We start from the raw sequence: 15,324 nt of genomic DNA, 5'->3' as shown, positions 1-15,324 counted from the left end.
CTGCGTGCGGTGAAAGTAGGAATACCATGTTCGGATTTGGTAAAAAGAAGCACGCCGAGGAGGCTGAAAAGGCCGCCATCGACAAGGCTGTCGCCGAAGAGATTGAGGAGACCAACGTCGAGGTTGAGGAGCTGAAGGAAGAGGAGAACTCTCCCGAGGTCATCAAGTACGACCGCGTCAACGGCCCGCACGACATTGAAGAAGTCACCGCCGAAGACCTCGAAGACTACGTCGACCTGGGTGCGCTGCGCATCAAGTTGCTCGACGGCATGAACCTGCGCCTCGAAACTGACGACGCAACCGGTGCCGTCATCGCCGCAACCATCACCCGTGACGGCGCAACCCTGCAGGTGCAGGCATTCGCTGCACCGCGCACCACCGGCATCTGGGACGACATCCGTCACGACCTGACCGAGTCCGTCGCCTCCCAGGGCGGCATCGTCGAAATCTACGCCGGCGTATTCGGCGCCGAGATGCTGACCCGCCTGCCCGCCGTCACCCCGGACGGTCAGCCCGGTGAGCGCATCGCCCGCTTCGTGGGTGTGGACGGTCCCCGCTGGTTCCTGCGCGGCGTCATCTCCGGCGCGGCTGTGCTCGGTGACGATAAGGCTGCCGCCTCCGTGGAGGAAGTCTTCCGCACCGTCGTGGTGGACCGTGGTGACGAGCCGCGCCCGCCGCGCGAGCTGCTGCCCATGACTCTGCCCGCCGACCTGATCGTTGCGGCTGAGGAAGAGCCCGCCGTGGAGGAAGAAACCGAGAACGAGCACAGCAAGCTGCGCCCGATGCCTCGCCGCGGCCCTGAGATTACCGAGATTGGCTAATGCCTGAGTTCTCGAACTACCCGAGTGCGCTCGCGGTTCCTGAGGAGCAGATTCTTGCTCCCGGGTACCCCGAGCGCTTTCGCGTACGCCTTGCCGGACGCGTGGAGCAGGTATGGTTGCCTGCGCTGCAGGATAAGCCGATGTACCGTGCCGAGCTGGTGGTGGCTAAGTCGAAGCCCCTGCAGTGGTCGAGTCCGCTGGCGCTGATTGGTATGCCGATTGTGGAGCCGCCCGGTGAGGATTTCGACGAGGAGTCCGAGGATTCCGAGAAGCAACACCACCTGAACACGGCGTCTTTGGCGACCGTGGCGGTGCAGGATCAGCACGAGGTGTCGTTCCCGCCCTATGCGCCGTTCAACCCGGGGGACCGGATTCTGCTGAAGTGGCAGGGGCAGCGGATGGTGCCCGGCGTGCTTGCCGGTGCGCTGTTGCGCTGTTCCGGCGTGGTGTCGGTGAGGGCGCATCAGCCGGTGATTTACAACCCGCGCTATGAGATTGTGCCGCAATTCTTTGCTGAGAAGGGAAAATATGAGCGCTGAGCAGTCTTCGACCCAGCCCGACCCGAACGCTAACCCCGCAACTGACCCTGCGCGGGAGGGGAACCAGTTTGCGCAGAGCCTGAGCGCCTCCATGGGCGCGAATATGCGCCGCACCGCCAACGGTGATGTGGATATTCTGCACGCTATCGGCGGCTGGCGCGGCCTGGTGGAGTCTTCGCTGCCGGCGGTGGCGTTCCTGGTGCTGTTCACCGTGACGAAGGAACTGAACCTGTCCCTGATTGCGGCGTTGGCTGCGGCGGGTGTGTTCACGCTGATTCGCCTGGTGCAGGGCTCTAAGCTGGTGAGTGCGCTGACCGGCCTGGTGGGCGTGGCAATTTGTGCGTTTGCCGCGTACCGTACCGGTAATGCGAGCGACTACTTTGTGGTGGGCTTCTGGACGAACGGCGTGTACATTCTGGCGTATCTGCTGTCGATGCTGGTGCGTTGGCCGCTGATGGGTCTGATTTTCGCGGTGATTCGCAGTGAGGCGCTGAGCTGGCGCCAGAACCCGGTGCGCCTGCGCCAGTACATGCTGGCGACCTGGATTATTACCGTGCTGATGATGCTGCGCCTTGCCGTGCAGGTGCCCCTGTATTTTGCGAATAATGTGGAGGCGCTGGGTGCGACCCGCCTGATTATGGGTCTGCCGCTGTACGCTTTGGGCGTGTGGCTGGCGTGGCGTGTGTCGGCTCCCGAGGAGGCGCTGGTGAGCGAGGACCCCGAGGCTGCCGAAACTGCCGAAGTTGACGGTTCAGAAAGCCGCTAACTCCACAACTTCATACGTAGAAGAACTTCATAGAAGTACGCGAAAGCCCCGGTACCCGTGACCGGGGCTTTCGCCTCCTCAAAAACTTACGTATAAACGCTATGCGAACAGTGCTATGCAAACAGTGCGCGGATCTGATCCTCACCGGCAATGGTCGTGATGAAGAACAGCTCGTCGCCGCCCTCAATCGCCACGTCGGCACTGGGCGGGATTGGCGCGCCGTCACGCAGGATCGCGGTGAGCACCGTATCAACGGGCCACTGCACGTGATCCACGCGGTAACCGATGACGGGGTGGTCATCCGGCACGGTGTACTCGGCGAGGGTCGCGCCGCCAGCCTGCAGGGTCAGCAGGCGCACCACGTCGCCGACTTCCACGGCTTCCTCAACGAGGGCGGTCATCAGACGCGGGGTGGACACGGCAACGTCCACGCCCCAGGAATCATCAAAGAGCCACTCATTACGCGGGTTGTTCACGCGCGCCACGGTGCGCGGCACACCAAACTCACTGCGAACCAGCAGGGAGACCATCAGGTTTGCCTTATCGTCACCGGTTGCGGCAACGACCACGTCCGCCTTGTTCGGGTGCACCTGGCGCAGTACGGACAGTTCGCAGGCGTCACCAATATGCCAGCGCACACCGGGCAGATCGGCACGCTTCTTGACTTCGGGCTTGGAGTCGATGATGGTCACGTCGTGGCCGTTCATCATGAGTTCTTTAGCGATGGAGGCGCCCACGGAACCGGCACCAACAATGAGGACCTTCACTTACTTCTCACCTTTCGAGGAATCACGATGGCGGCCGATGAGTTCGAGGGGATCGGGCAGCTCCGGGGGAGTGTCACCGAGGTGGAATTCATGCTCGATAACGGGGCCGTCGTTGTGCGCCTGCTCGGCGGGTTTCTTCGGGGCGTGGGGGTGCTTGCGGTGGCCCGAGGCGGGGGCGTAGTTCGCCTCCACTTCTTCGTCTTCAACGCGCGGCGGGCGGGAGAGAATACGGGTTACGTCCGCAACGTCGTCGGTGCGCATCATGACGTGCACACTATCGCCCTGCTGGTAGGCGGAATCCGGGCGGGGGAGCATGCCCTCACCAAAGCGGGTGATGTAGGCGATGCGCACCCCGGCGGCACGTTCGATACTGGTCAGGGCGTGACCCGCCCAACCGTCGTCGAGCGGAATTTCGGTGAGCATGAGGCGGCCCGAGGGTTCGCGGAAGTCGCCCTTGAGCGCCTGCTCGGGTAGCAGGCGGCGCAGCACCTGGTCGGTGGACCAACGCACCGAAGCGACCGTGGGAATACCCATGCGCTGGAAAAACTCGGCGCGGTTCGGGTCGTACACACGCGCCACAACGTTCTTCACCTTGAACATTTCGCGTGCCACACGGGCGGCAATAATATTCGAGTTATCGCCCGAAGAGACGGCGGCAAAAGCGTACGCCTCGGTAATGCCGGCACGCTTGAGAGTGTCCTCATCAAAACCGACACCGGTTACCAGGCGGCCCTCAAAGCCTTTACGCAACGGCTGGAAAGCACGTTCGTCCTGGTCAATGACGGCGACCGTATGCCCCGAAGCTTCCAGAGTGCGCGCCAGCATGACGCCCACGCGTCCGGCACCCATAATGACGAAGTGAGGCATACATCCCTCCGAGTGTTGATGTTTTGTGTCGATAAGGCGTTACCGCCTACCTCTACCAGTGTAATGGGCGGGTGAGCCTCCACGCCGATGCCCCGTGATATTCCGCTCGCAATGCCCACTATTCGGCTGAATAAAATTGAGCTTTGAAGCCGCGACCGATAGCCTTAACAGCGTGAGGAATCGTTGGGATAGGATGCGCATCGCCCTGACCGGTCAGCCGGTCAGCACGCGAAATCTTTCGGCAGTCGCGCTGCCGAAGCGCTACGCCCTGCCTCTTTTCGGTGCCGACGGCATCTCTTCGGTCGCCTACGCAGCCGACCAGATGATCCTGACCCTTGCCGCTGCGGGTGCATCTGCGCTCGCTTTTTCACCCTGGATTGGTTTGGGTGTGGCGATGGTGGGTCTGCTGGTGATTGGCACGTACCGCTACAACATCAACCAGATTGCTTCTGAAGGCGATATTCAGCTGGTGCACCGCAAACTGGGTGCGCTGCCGTCGATTGTGATGGGTGCATCCTCGCTGATGGACTATATGCTCACGGTGGCGGTGTCTATGTCTTCGGCGTCCTCGTTTTTGGTGGCGTTGTATCCGCAGATTCAGGATTGGCGCACGCACATTGCGGTGCTACTCATTGTTGCGCTGACGTTGTTTGCGCTACGTGGCGTGCAGTTGCTGGGCAAGATTGCGTACTGGCCGCTGTATGTTTTCTTGGCACTGTTGGGAGCGACCCTCATTGTGGGTTGGATTCGTGCCGCCACGGGTACTCTGCCACTGGCTGAGTCTGCGACCTACGTGATTGCCCCCGAGCTCGAGACCCATTCGCTGGAGGGTCTGGCGCTGATGCTGCTTCTGGCGCGTTCTTTCTCTGCCGGCTTGGTGGCGTTCTCGGGTGTTTCTACGATTTCTAATTCGGTGAAGTATTTCCGCCGCCCGAAGAAATATAACGCGGCGGTCACCATGATGCTGATGGGCCTGATCACCTCGGTCCTGCTGGTGAGCCTGCTCGGTTTTGCGGCGGCAACCCGCGTGCACATGGTGCACGATACGACCCGTTTCTTGTTCATTGACGGGCACACGCCGGGGGAGTACTTCCACCAGAAACCTGCGCTGTACCAGGTGGCGTTGGCAATTTATCAGGGCGTGCCGTTCTTCGCGCAGCTGCTGGTATTCGCCACGGTGGGCGTGCTGATTATTGCCTCGCTGACGGCGTTTACGGGCTTCCCGGTGATTGCTTCGTCGCTGGCCGACTACCAGTACCTGCCGGTGTTCTTCCGCAGCGTGGATTCGCGCGGCCTGTACGCGAACGGTGTGCTGGCGCTGTCGGCATTCTCAATTTTCCTCACCACCGTTTTCAACTCGGACGTGTACTCACTGATTCAGCTGTACATCGTGGGCATGTGCCTGTCGATGGTGCTGGTTCAGCTGGCGGTGGTGCGCTACCGCATGCGTCTGCTGCGCATTACCCTGGCGCAGATGCCGCGCCGCGCCCTGCTGCGCGATATTGCGGTCTCTGCGGTGGGCGTGATGGTGACCGCCGCGGTGCTGGTCATCGTCGTGGTGACGAAGTTCGCCGCCGGTGCGTGGCTCTCCCTTGGAATGATTGCCCTGATGGTTGGAGGTATGGTTGTGACTCGCCGCCACTACGATGCTGTGGATGCCGCCCTGGACATCCCCCTGAACGCTGAATCCGTTGCGGATGTGGCGGCCCTGCCTTCGCGTGTGCACGCCATCGTGTACGTGGAGCGTGTGCGCCGCCCGGCGGTTCGTGCCCTCTCGTATGCGCGTGCCGGCCGCCCCTCCACGATTGAGGCGCTAACGGTCAACAATGACCGCGCCGCTCTGGAAGTCGTGAAGAAGCGCTGGTATGCCCTGGGCATTCCGGTGCCGCTGTCGGTGATTGATTCGCCGTACCGTGACACGGTGGAGGCTGTCGTTTCGTATGTTCGCCGCCGCCGCAAGAAGTCACCGCGCGATATTTTGGTGGTGTACCTCCCGGAGTTTGTGGTGAAGCACTGGTGGCAGCGTATTCTGCACCGCCGCACGGTGCGCCGCCTCAAGCAGGCGCTTTTGCACGAGCCTGGCGTCATGACGGCGACCGTGCCCTGGGCGATGCACGAGGATGAGGTGTATGATGAGATTTTTGATCAGCGTTTACAAAGCGAAGAATCAACGGTAGAAGCAGAAGGCCCAACGGAAGCTGTCGCCCCGAAGATTACTCGTTCAGCCGGTGGTGGCCGCGAGCTGATTCAGAGCAACCGCCACGCGGTGTACCGCGGTCGCCTGCACGAGGCGGACGCTGTGGCGCGCGAGAAGAAACGCCAGCCGTAATAATTGCCCGGCGCCCAGCATGACTGCCCGACGTCCAGAAATATTTGCCTGGCGCCGAGCCCTGTCAATTGCCCCGCAACTTTGCTTGAGCACCCCGCATAGCGCCTGGACTTTGCCTTTTGCAACCTATTTGGTGCCCCCTGTGGGGCGTCGGAATCGGAGTGAAGGTACAAACCGGTGTAAAATAGTTCACATTAAGTGATTCTTTAGGAGACAATGCTGTGACCCACACTGCTACCACGCCTGCCGCCTCCAACAACGTAGACGGATACAGCGTCGGGCAGACCCTCACCGTCACCTGTGAGGCTCCCGCGCACGGCGGCGCCTTCGTAGCGCGCACCGAACAGGGCGTCATCTTTGTGCGTCACGGCATCGTCGGCGAACAGGCTGAAGTGCGCATCACCGCGATTGGCCCCAAGCGCCGCTTCTACTTCGCGGACGTTATCTCCGTACCCGTACCCTCCCTGGCACGCCGCCCCCACCCCTGGATCCAGGCGGATGCGCTCGCCACCGAAGAGGAACGCGCCGCCGCCACCGGCGTACCCGAACTGCTCGGCGGCATGGAGTACGGCCACATCAACCTGGATGAGCAGCGACGCTACAAGACTGATATCGTCCGCACCCAAATCAACCGACTGGGCGGTCTGCCCCTCGAATCGCCCCTGCTGACCAACCTCATGGTTGAAGAGCTGCCCCTGCGCGATAACAACGAGGGCCTGTCCTGGCGTACCCGCGTGCGCTACACCGTGACCAAGGTCCGCACCCAGCCCGGTAACGAGCCCAGCGACGAGCCCGGCAACCAGAAGAACACCGACCAGAAGAACAGCGTCGGCAAGAAGAGCCCCGCCGTCACCTGGCGCGTCGGTATGCACCCCTACCGCGCCTCCCAGCCCGTACCGGTCGTAGACTTTCCCCTCGCCGCACTCGAACTGCGCAACCTAGAGCTTGAGAAACTGAACCTGCGCGGCGTACGCGAAGTCGAGGCAACCGTCTCCTCCCGCGGTAGGGTCCTCCTGCAGTTCATCGTTGACCCGCGCTTCTCCATCGAAGAGGTCGCCAAGGACATCGAACAGCAGGCAGCCGACGCCTGGGGACTGCTCGCCAAGCGCAAAATCTCGCTCTTCTTCACCCCGCAGTCCACCTCCAACGGCAAGCCCAAGCGCCGCCGCCCCGGCTCCTCCCACACCCCCTACCGCCGCGTACCCGAAGGCGACCAGCTGCTCGGCGCGGGCCTGCGCTCCGTCACCGAAGAAGTCACCTTCGGCTCCCGCCGATTCAGCTACCAGGTATCCGCCGGCGGCTTCTGGCAGATTCACCGCGCCGCCCCCTCCACCATGGTCGGAACCATGCTCACCATGCTCCGCCCGCAGGAAGGCGAATGCACCCTCGACCTGTACGCCGGCGCGGGCCTGTTCACCGCCGCGCTCGCGGACGCCGTGGGCGCAACCGGTACCGTGGTCAGTATTGAGGGCTCCCCGGTGACCCATAAGGATGCGCGCTCGAACTTCGCGCCGGATGGTTGCTCCCGCACCGAGAACTCTGCGGACACCCGCATTGAGGTGATTCGCGGCGACGTGGCACGCCATCTGGTGGATTTGAAGACCGCCCTTGAGTTTGGTGAAATCCCCGCTATTGATGCGGTGGTCCTTGACCCGTCCCGTGAGGGCGCGAACCGAACCACCCTGGAACGCCTGGATGCGCTGGACCCCAAGCGTATTCTGTACGTGGCGTGCGATCCGGCATCCCTGGGTCGTGACACCGGTATTTTGCGTGAGCTGGGTTGGGACATGGTGCAGCTTCGGGCGTTCGATATGTACCCGAATACGCATCACGTGGAGTCGGTGGCGCTGTTTGAGCGTGCCCCGGCGAAGCCTCGTCCGCGCCGCCGCCGCACCAAGTAGCGCGCAGCTAGTAGCTGTAACAAAGAAGCAAATAATCGCAGTGTTGGGCGGGTTGGGCTGTTCACCAGCCTGCCCACTAGGGGTTATTTCAGGCCGTTTTCGCTCAACCCGGTGCGTCTTGCTCTGCGGGCGCATAAATCTGCTTTTTGGCACCTTAAACGGTAGAATCATTGAAGAACCAACGCACGGAATGAGCCGTGCCCCGACCTTGAGGAGTGTGGGTGTATGTCCGCTGAAAACGCATTGCCGCAGGAGGAGACCCCGAATAGCGCCGCCGGTGGCGCACCCACCGCCGACTACAGCATTGGTAATGGTGCCACTGCCAAGTTGCTCCCGGGTATTCAGTCCCCGGCGGACCTGCAGAACCTCAGCTACGAGCAGCTGGAGGAGCTCTCTAAGGAAATTCGCCAGTTCATCGTGACGAATGTGTCGGCGACCGGCGGTCACCTGGGTCCGAACCTGGGCGTTGTGGAGCTGACCCTCGGCATTCACCGTGTCTTCGAATCTCCCAAGGACAACATTCTTTTCGACACCGGCCACCAGTCCTATGTGCATAAGCTGGTGACTGGTCGTCACGCGTTTAAGACGCTGCGTCAGAAGGGCGGCCTGTCCGGCTACCCGGATCGTGGCGAGTCTGAGCACGACATTATTGCTTCTTCGCACGCATCCAGCTCGATTTCGTGGGCTGACGGTATTTCTCGCGCGCACAAGCTCAACGGTGAAGATGACCGCTACACCGTGGTCCTCATTGGTGACGGCGCGCTGACCGGCGGCATGGCGTGGGAGGCTGTGAACAATATTGCTGCCGACCGCACCCGCAAGGTCGTGATTGTGGTCAACGATAACGGCCGCTCCTACGCGCCGACCATTGGCGGTTTCGCGAACCAGCTGTCTGAACTCAAGCACGGTGTGCAGCAGCAGGTGGATCGCGTGCGCCTCGATCACCGCTACGACAACGCCCTGGATGCAGTGCGCATCGGCCTGCAGCGTGGCGGCCCCGTCGGTCAGATGGTGTACCGCGGCCTGCACGGCATGAAGGCGGGCATTAAGGACGTCGTCGTGCCCAAGGGTATTTTCGAAGACCTGGGCATGAAGTACGTGGGCCCCATTGACGGCCACGACCAGCAGGCTGTGGAGAACGCGCTGACCGCGGCAAAGAACTACGCCGGCCCGGTCATCGTGCACGCCATTACCGAGAAGGGCCACGGCTACGCACCCGCCCGCGCGAACGAGGACGACCAGTTCCACGCGGTGGGCCAGATTGACCCGCTGACCGGTGAGGATGTTTCGACCAGCACCTCCGAGTCGTGGACCGGTGTCTTTGGTAGCGAAATCGCAGATATTGCGGATGAGCAGGAGAACGTCGTCGGTATTACCGGCGCGATGCTCATTCCCGTGGGTCTGCGCGAATTCCAGAAGCGCCACCCCGAGCGCGTTATTGACGTAGGTATCGCTGAGCAGCACGCCGTGGCGATGAGTGCAGGCCTGGCGTACGGCGGCATGCACCCGGTGGTTGCTCTCTACGCAACCTTCCTGAACCGCGGCTTTGACCAGCTGCTCATGGACGTTGCCCTGCACAAGGCGGGCGTGACCGTGGTGCTGGACCGCTCCGGCATTACCGGCCCGGACGGTGCAAGCCACCACGGCATGTGGGATTTGGCGATGCTGCAGTTCATTCCGGGCCTGCACCTGGCGGCTCCGCGTGATGGCGCGACCCTGCGCGAAGAGCTGCGTGAGGCTGTAGCTATTAACGACGCACCGACCGTGATTCGCTACCCGAAGGGCTCCGTGGGCGAGGACATTCCCGCCCTGGAGCGCCGCAGCGACGGCGTGGACGTGCTGGCACGCACCGGTGAACCCCACCCGGAAACCGGTCAGCGTGACGTGCTGTTCGTTGCCGTGGGCGCTATGGCTCGCGTGGCTCTGGAAGCCTCCAAGGTGCTTGCCGCCGAGGGCATCCAGTCCACCGTGGTTGACCCGCGCTGGGTGATGCCGGTGCCGTCTTCGGTCGTTGAACTGGCTCGTGATCACCGCATTGTGGTGACCATTGAGGACGGCGTGCGTTCCGGTGGTGTGGGTTCGCGCATCCGCCAGGAAATGCGTGCGGCTGGCGTGGACACTGCGCTGAGCGAGCTGGGTCTTCCGGCGGAGTTCATTCCGCACGCTTCTCGCGAGCAGATTCTGGAGGAGGTCGGCCTGACCGCGGAAACCATTATCGCGGATCTGCGTGCGCAGCTGGCTGGCGATAAGGTTCCGTTCGCTCGTGAAGAGGGCCAGAAGCCGCGCCACACCCGCTAACGGTCGTACCTGAGTGCCGCCTGAGCTTCTCTTAGTAGCGCGCCGCAATAGTAGGCATCAGTAGCGGGTACCATAAGACAGCACAAAGCCCCGCCCATCGATTGTGATGGGTGGGGCTTTGCTGTGCGCAGGTCTTGCCGTATGGAGGTTTTGCTGTGCGTAGGTTCTGAGCCGCCGGTTTAGGAATCCTTGGAGGTGTGGGTGACGAAAATTTTGCCGCCCTTCTCCTGCACCGGGTAGCTGGCAAGGGGCGACTCCGCGGGGCCGTGCACGACCGAGCCGTCAGCTACAGCGAACTCGGAACCGTGGCAGGGGCACACGATGCGGTTGGAATCCTGCACCTGCACCTGGCAGCCCTGGTGGGTGCACACGGTGCTGAACGCCTTGTACTCGCCCGCGGACGGCTGGGAGACGATAACGGTCGTGGAGCCGTGAGTCAGGCGTGCCGCCTTGCCCACGCCCACTGCGGAGGCGGAACCTACCTCAACGGTGCCTTCGGGCGCGGTAACGTTGGAGTCACCTTCAGCGCAGGAGGCGAGCAACGCACCGGATGTGACGGCGCCGGTGATGAGGGTTGCGCGGCGGGAGAAGACGCGCGCAGAAGAATCAGTTTCTGTGGTATCGACTGCGGTGTCGACGGTTGCAGATTCAGTAGCAGGGGAGGCGCATGCCTTCTGAGAGCGGCAGCATCCGTTGGGTGCGGGCATGGTGGTTCCTTTCGTGTACTCTCTCCACCCTATGCCGGTTTGGGACAAAAATCGAATGAGAGCAGGCTAAGCTTGGTTCACGTTTGCACCGGAGACAAACTGCTGAGGCAAAATACCGGGACAAACTACCGTGTCAAACTCCCGAGGCACACAAAATGCCGGTCGGGCGGTCGCATCAGCAACACACCCAACCGGCACGCACATCTATTCAACGTTAGAGAAATCTACCCCAGGTGGCGGGCAAAAATCGGCGCAATCACGGGGGCAACCAGACCCGTCTGCCACGAACGCGCACCGTACTCGGCGAGCGCATCCCGCAAGGTCTGCTCGTCAAAACGAGCCGGCGGCTCCCAGCAGAGGCGGCGAACATAATCGGTCGTGATCAGGTTCTGCGCCGGAATGGTCAGCTTCTCCGACAGCTCATCAATCGCCTGACGAACCTCGGTGAACAGCGCCAAGTTCTCGGGGCGCTTAGACTCCCACGCCTTCAACGGCGGCGGGGCAGTCGACGGCAAAGTGAACGGTACAGCGTTCTCACCGCGTGCCGCAGCAGCAATAGCACGCACCCAGCGCGGGCCCTCACGACGCAGACCGCGCGTCTGAAAACCGGGGATCGCCATGATAGCGGGCACGTTACGCGGCATGGTGCGTGCCGCCTCCACAATCGCAGAGTCGGGCAGCAGACGCTTCGCGTCAACGTCCTTCTTACGCGCCAGCGAGTCACGCTCAAGCCACAGGTTACGCAGCGCCGTCAGCTGCTTGACCGAACGCAACATCGTGCGGCCCTTCGTCTTACGCCAACGCTCCGGCTGATCCGTCGGATCCTTCACCGGGCTCTTGCACAGGTACTCGAACTCCTCCAGGGCGTACTGCAGCTTACCCTGCTGGCGGAGCAAATCCTCCATTGCGTCACGCAAATCAATGAGCACGTCAACGTCCAGCAGCGCATAGTTCAGCCAGGACTCTGGCAGGGGGCGGCGCGACCAGTCTTCCTTCGAGTGCTTCTTCGCCAGCTTATAGCCGAGTAGCTCCTCAACGGTCGCACCCAGGTTCACGCGCTCCAGACCGGCAAGACGTGCACCAAGCTCCGTATCAAACAGACGGTTCGGGCGCATACCGAGCATATCCAGGCTCGGGAAGTCCTGAATTGCGGCGTGAATAACCCACTCAGCATCGGCCAGAGCATCGTTAATAATGCGCAAATCCTTAAACGCCTCAGGGTCAATCAGGTACAGCTGATCTTCACGCTTAAGCTGCACCAAAAAAGCACGCGAACCGTAGCGGATGCCCTGGGCACGCTCCGTATCAACAGCCACCGGGCCGGACGCCGCCGCCAACTGCTCAGCAGCACGACGCAACCCGCTTTCCGTGTTGATAAGGGTCGGAATCGGTGCGGAAGGGGCCTCCAGAGGAACAACGTCCGGAACTTCGATACCGTTAAGGGTCAGCTGAGGGGTGCCAGCGGCATTCTGTTCAGCTGCGGTACTCATGCACTCAATCCTTTTCCTCTGTCTGATTCGACGCGCCAGATGCCCGGGTAGGCGTACGCCCGAGCAAACACGAGCCCGGGCGGGGTGGTGTGCCCGCGAAGGCACTACGCCATTCTACCCGCCCGAGCTTAAAGCCTCGAATTTAGAGAGACTCACAATAAGGGGTTCACCGGCGTGCCCGCGAGGGGGCATTGCCTGGGTTTATTCGGCGGCTTACGCCTCGTCAACCGGCGCCTCGTCAACCGGCGCTTCACCAGCCGGGGCCAGCGTCAGGCACACCGAATTAATGCAATACCGCAAATCCGTGGGAGTCGGGTAGCCCTCACCCTCAAACACGTGACCCAGGTGCGAATCGCAGGCGGCGCAACGCACCTCCACACGGCGCATACCGAACGTTGTGTCCTCCAGGTAGCGCACACGGTCCTCAGCCAGCGGCGCGAAAAATGACGGCCAACCACAATGCGAATCGAACTTCTGATCGGAACGGAACAGCTCCGTACCGCAGGCACGGCAAGAATACACACCCTCCGTGTGAGTGTTCCAGTACTTGCCCGTGAACGCGCGCTCGGTGCCGCCCTCACGCAGAACAGCGTACTCTTCAGGCTTGAGAACTTCACGCCAGTTCTTGGCGATAGCACCCACGCCGGGTAGCGAATTGCCCATCATGACTCCTTCAGTTTGCTCTCATGCCCAGGCTCTTACGGCATATGTAACGCCGCGGCCGGGCGGATTATTCCTGCTGAGCGCGGACTAAGCACGGATGTTAGCGTACTTGCCGTTGGTGAGCTTCAGCAGGTCGTCCGGGGCGAGCTCAACGTCCAGGCCGCGCTTACCGCCAGAGACCATGATCGTGTCAAAAAGCTGTGCAGACTCATCGAGCAGGGTGGGGGAGGGGGTCTTCTGGCCCAGCGGAGAAATACCGCCCACCACGTAGCCGGTGCGGCGCTCAGCGACCTTCGGATCGCACATGGAGGCGCTCTTCCAACCCAGGGCCGCCGCGGCAGCCTTAATGTTCAGCTTGCCAGAGACCGGTACGATCGCGACCGCGAAATCCTTCTCGTGCACGATTAACAGGGTCTTGAACACCTGCTCCTCGGAGGCGCCGAGGCTCTTCGCGGCCTCTTCACCGAAGGAAGTGACGCCCTCAACGTGCTCGTATTCACGCATCTGGAAGGGGGTGTTCGTCTCGGTCAGCAGTGCTACGGCGGCGGTTGCTGCGCCGCTCTTCTTACCTTTAGTTTTCTTAGCCATAGACACCATTTTACGGAAGTCACCATGCGCCGATACCTATGCGCCGAGAAGCCACATGTGTTTCGAAAAGCCACTTCTTTGGTGGCTTCTCGAAACACATGTGGCTTCTCAAAGGTTATGGGGTTATTTCAGTAGCCCTTTTTCCTTCAGCTGCTCTTGAGAAAGCGAGCCAACGACAGTCCAAAATCCATCTGAATATTGGAGAATGTAAGCGCCGCTATCGTCCCCCTCGGCCGTATTTTTGTCTTCTGTATATGACCCGTCGGGTTCAACATACATTACGAATTCCCAAATGTGCTTCAGCATGAGAGTGTATTCTTTAGTTTTTTCATCATAGATAAAACGCCAAAAATGACGTTTGTCTACGTTCTGAGGTAGCCTTTAGGCTCCCTTTTTTCTTAGTAAATACCGATGAGTAATTGCATGCCAAGACTAGTCAGGATGATAGCAATCCAGCAAAGGGCTCCAAGAAGAATGGATTTTCCACTGGATTTGATCATAGCAATGAGGTTGGTTTTGAGACCAATAGCACTCATAGCCATGATGATGAGGAATATGGAGAGTTGTTTGAGAGGTGAAAAGAAGCTAGTGCTGACACCGAAAGATGTGAGAAGAGTAGTTAGCAGAGAAGCTAGGATAAAGTAGAGAATGAAAACGGGGAAGATTTTTTTAAGCTTCACTCCTTGGTTGTTGCCTTGTTGACGGCTTTGCCAATAGGAGAGGAAGAGAACGATAGGGATAATAGCTAGAGTACGTGTCAGCTTGACAATAGTTGCAGGCTCAAGAGTGTTTGCATTGTAAAGACTATCCCAGGCACTAGCAGTAGCTGTCACAGAGGAAGTATCGTTGACCGCAGTACCCGCAAAGAGAGCAAAACCTTCGTTGGAAAGATGGAGCCAAGAACCTAGAGTCGGAAAGATAAGAGCTGCCAAGACATTGAAGAAAAAGATAACAGAAATGGCTTGGGCTACTTCTTTTTCCTTGGCGTGAATAACAGGAGCAGTCGCTGCAATGGCAGAACCGCCACAGATAGAAGATCCAACTCCAATCAAGGTAGCTAGTTTTGTATCAAGGTTAAAAAAGCGTTGGAAAAAGAAAGCTATAATCAATGCAATTGAAATAGTTGAAAGGATAACAGGAAGGGAAGATGTTCCAACTGCGAAAACTTGTGAGATACTGAGTCCAAACCCAAGCAAAATAACAGCATACTGAAGCAGTTTTTTGGAGCTATAAGTCAAACCGGCATCCAGTTGTGTATAGGAAGTGAGAAAGGGATGGAGAATCATTCCGATAAAAATGGCGAAAACAGGTGCTCCCACAACAGGCAGAAATCCTCCTAAAACCCAAGAGATGATAGAAATGATCAGACAGACTGACAGTCCTGCCCAATTTTTTGATAGAAATGACATAAAAACCTCCGAAAATAAACACTCCTTATTATAATCTTATTTGTTAGAAAAATAAAATAGAAAGTAGGAATGCAGACCCAGCCCTGAGCGCACACCACCTCAGCCTCCGCGCTGATAAAGGCCTTCGATATCCTTGAGGAACTTAATATGGCTCTTCCGAGTTGAGTGTGGGTGACCGG

The 15,324-nt window shown here is 60.0% G+C and carries 14 protein-coding genes; 6 read left to right on the top strand and 8 right to left on the bottom strand.

From position 1 onward, the window contains the following. Positions 1-26: 26 nt before the first annotated feature. From HMPREF2842_RS04600 to HMPREF2842_RS04590, 3 genes are read left to right on the top strand one after another with little or no spacing between them, the layout of a single operon-like run. Positions 27-821: a DUF3710 domain-containing protein gene (locus HMPREF2842_RS04600; protein ID WP_070643003.1), complete on the top strand. Its 795-nt coding sequence runs from the start codon at positions 27-29 to the stop codon at positions 819-821. Further along, entirely contained in the window at positions 821-1,360 is a 540-nt protein-coding gene (locus tag HMPREF2842_RS04595; protein WP_049340596.1) for a hypothetical protein, read from the top strand. Before HMPREF2842_RS04600 ends, HMPREF2842_RS04595 begins: the two co-directional genes overlap by 1 nt. Continuing rightward, positions 1,350-2,126 (top strand): DUF3159 domain-containing protein, encoded by a 777-nt coding sequence (locus HMPREF2842_RS04590; RefSeq protein ID WP_049346356.1) that lies wholly within the window; start codon positions 1,350-1,352, stop codon positions 2,124-2,126. Before HMPREF2842_RS04595 ends, HMPREF2842_RS04590 begins: the two co-directional genes overlap by 11 nt. 113 nt (positions 2,127-2,239) lie before the next feature. Here the strand turns inward: HMPREF2842_RS04590 and HMPREF2842_RS04585 are convergent, their stop codons facing one another. Next, positions 2,240-2,893 (bottom strand): potassium channel family protein, encoded by a 654-nt coding sequence (locus HMPREF2842_RS04585; protein WP_005506372.1) that lies wholly within the window; start codon positions 2,891-2,893, stop codon positions 2,240-2,242. Then, the gene (locus HMPREF2842_RS04580) at positions 2,894-3,760 is read right to left on the bottom strand and encodes a potassium channel family protein (protein WP_049337398.1); all 867 of its coding nucleotides are present in this window, start codon (positions 3,758-3,760) and stop codon (positions 2,894-2,896) included. It lies immediately after the preceding gene. A gap of 193 nt (positions 3,761-3,953) precedes the next feature. On the opposite strand from HMPREF2842_RS04580, the gene HMPREF2842_RS04575 reads away from it, so the two are divergent. From HMPREF2842_RS04575 to dxs, 3 genes are all read left to right on the top strand, one after another. Continuing rightward, positions 3,954-6,089, top strand: coding sequence for an APC family permease (locus tag HMPREF2842_RS04575; RefSeq protein ID WP_070593498.1), 2,136 nt, complete (start codon positions 3,954-3,956; stop codon positions 6,087-6,089). A 221-nt stretch (positions 6,090-6,310) separates the two neighbouring features. After that, positions 6,311-7,990 (top strand): class I SAM-dependent RNA methyltransferase, encoded by a 1,680-nt coding sequence (locus HMPREF2842_RS04570; RefSeq protein ID WP_070643001.1) that lies wholly within the window; start codon positions 6,311-6,313, stop codon positions 7,988-7,990. Between the two features lie 225 nt (positions 7,991-8,215). After that, the gene (gene dxs / locus HMPREF2842_RS04565) at positions 8,216-10,288 is read left to right on the top strand and encodes a 1-deoxy-D-xylulose-5-phosphate synthase (protein WP_083308752.1); all 2,073 of its coding nucleotides are present in this window, start codon (positions 8,216-8,218) and stop codon (positions 10,286-10,288) included. 179 nt (positions 10,289-10,467) lie between these two features. On the opposite strand, the gene HMPREF2842_RS04560 is transcribed toward dxs, so the two are convergent. The 6 genes from HMPREF2842_RS04560 to HMPREF2842_RS04535 form a co-directional block, all read right to left on the bottom strand. Next, the gene (locus HMPREF2842_RS04560) at positions 10,468-10,995 is read right to left on the bottom strand and encodes a Rieske (2Fe-2S) protein (RefSeq protein WP_070634400.1); all 528 of its coding nucleotides are present in this window, start codon (positions 10,993-10,995) and stop codon (positions 10,468-10,470) included. 224 nt (positions 10,996-11,219) lie between these two features. Then, a complete protein-coding gene (locus HMPREF2842_RS04555) occupies positions 11,220-12,485 on the bottom strand; it encodes an HRDC domain-containing protein (RefSeq protein WP_070642998.1) in 1,266 nt (421 codons plus the stop codon). Positions 12,486-12,698: 213 nt separating this feature from the next. Next, a complete protein-coding gene (gene msrB / locus HMPREF2842_RS04550) occupies positions 12,699-13,148 on the bottom strand; it encodes a peptide-methionine (R)-S-oxide reductase MsrB (RefSeq protein ID WP_070642996.1) in 450 nt (149 codons plus the stop codon). A gap of 87 nt (positions 13,149-13,235) precedes the next feature. Then, complete coding sequence (gene ybaK, locus HMPREF2842_RS04545) at positions 13,236-13,736, bottom strand: Cys-tRNA(Pro) deacylase (protein WP_070642993.1); 501 nt, start codon at positions 13,734-13,736, stop codon at positions 13,236-13,238. Positions 13,737-13,859: 123 nt separating this feature from the next. Continuing rightward, positions 13,860-14,042, bottom strand: coding sequence for a hypothetical protein (locus tag HMPREF2842_RS04540; RefSeq protein WP_049345143.1), 183 nt, complete (start codon positions 14,040-14,042; stop codon positions 13,860-13,862). A gap of 92 nt (positions 14,043-14,134) precedes the next feature. Further along, positions 14,135-15,145, bottom strand: a complete 1,011-nt coding sequence (locus HMPREF2842_RS04535; protein WP_070634397.1) for a YeiH family protein — start codon at positions 15,143-15,145, stop codon at positions 14,135-14,137. Positions 15,146-15,324 lie beyond the last annotated feature (179 nt).

Origin of the sequence: Rothia sp. HMSC069C10, from assembly GCF_001812205.1 — a bacterium.
In the GTDB taxonomy this organism is placed as follows: domain Bacteria; phylum Actinomycetota; class Actinomycetes; order Actinomycetales; family Micrococcaceae; genus Rothia; species Rothia mucilaginosa.
The sequence above is the reverse complement of the archived record's forward strand: the minus strand, read 5'-3'. Positions and strand labels throughout refer to the sequence as shown.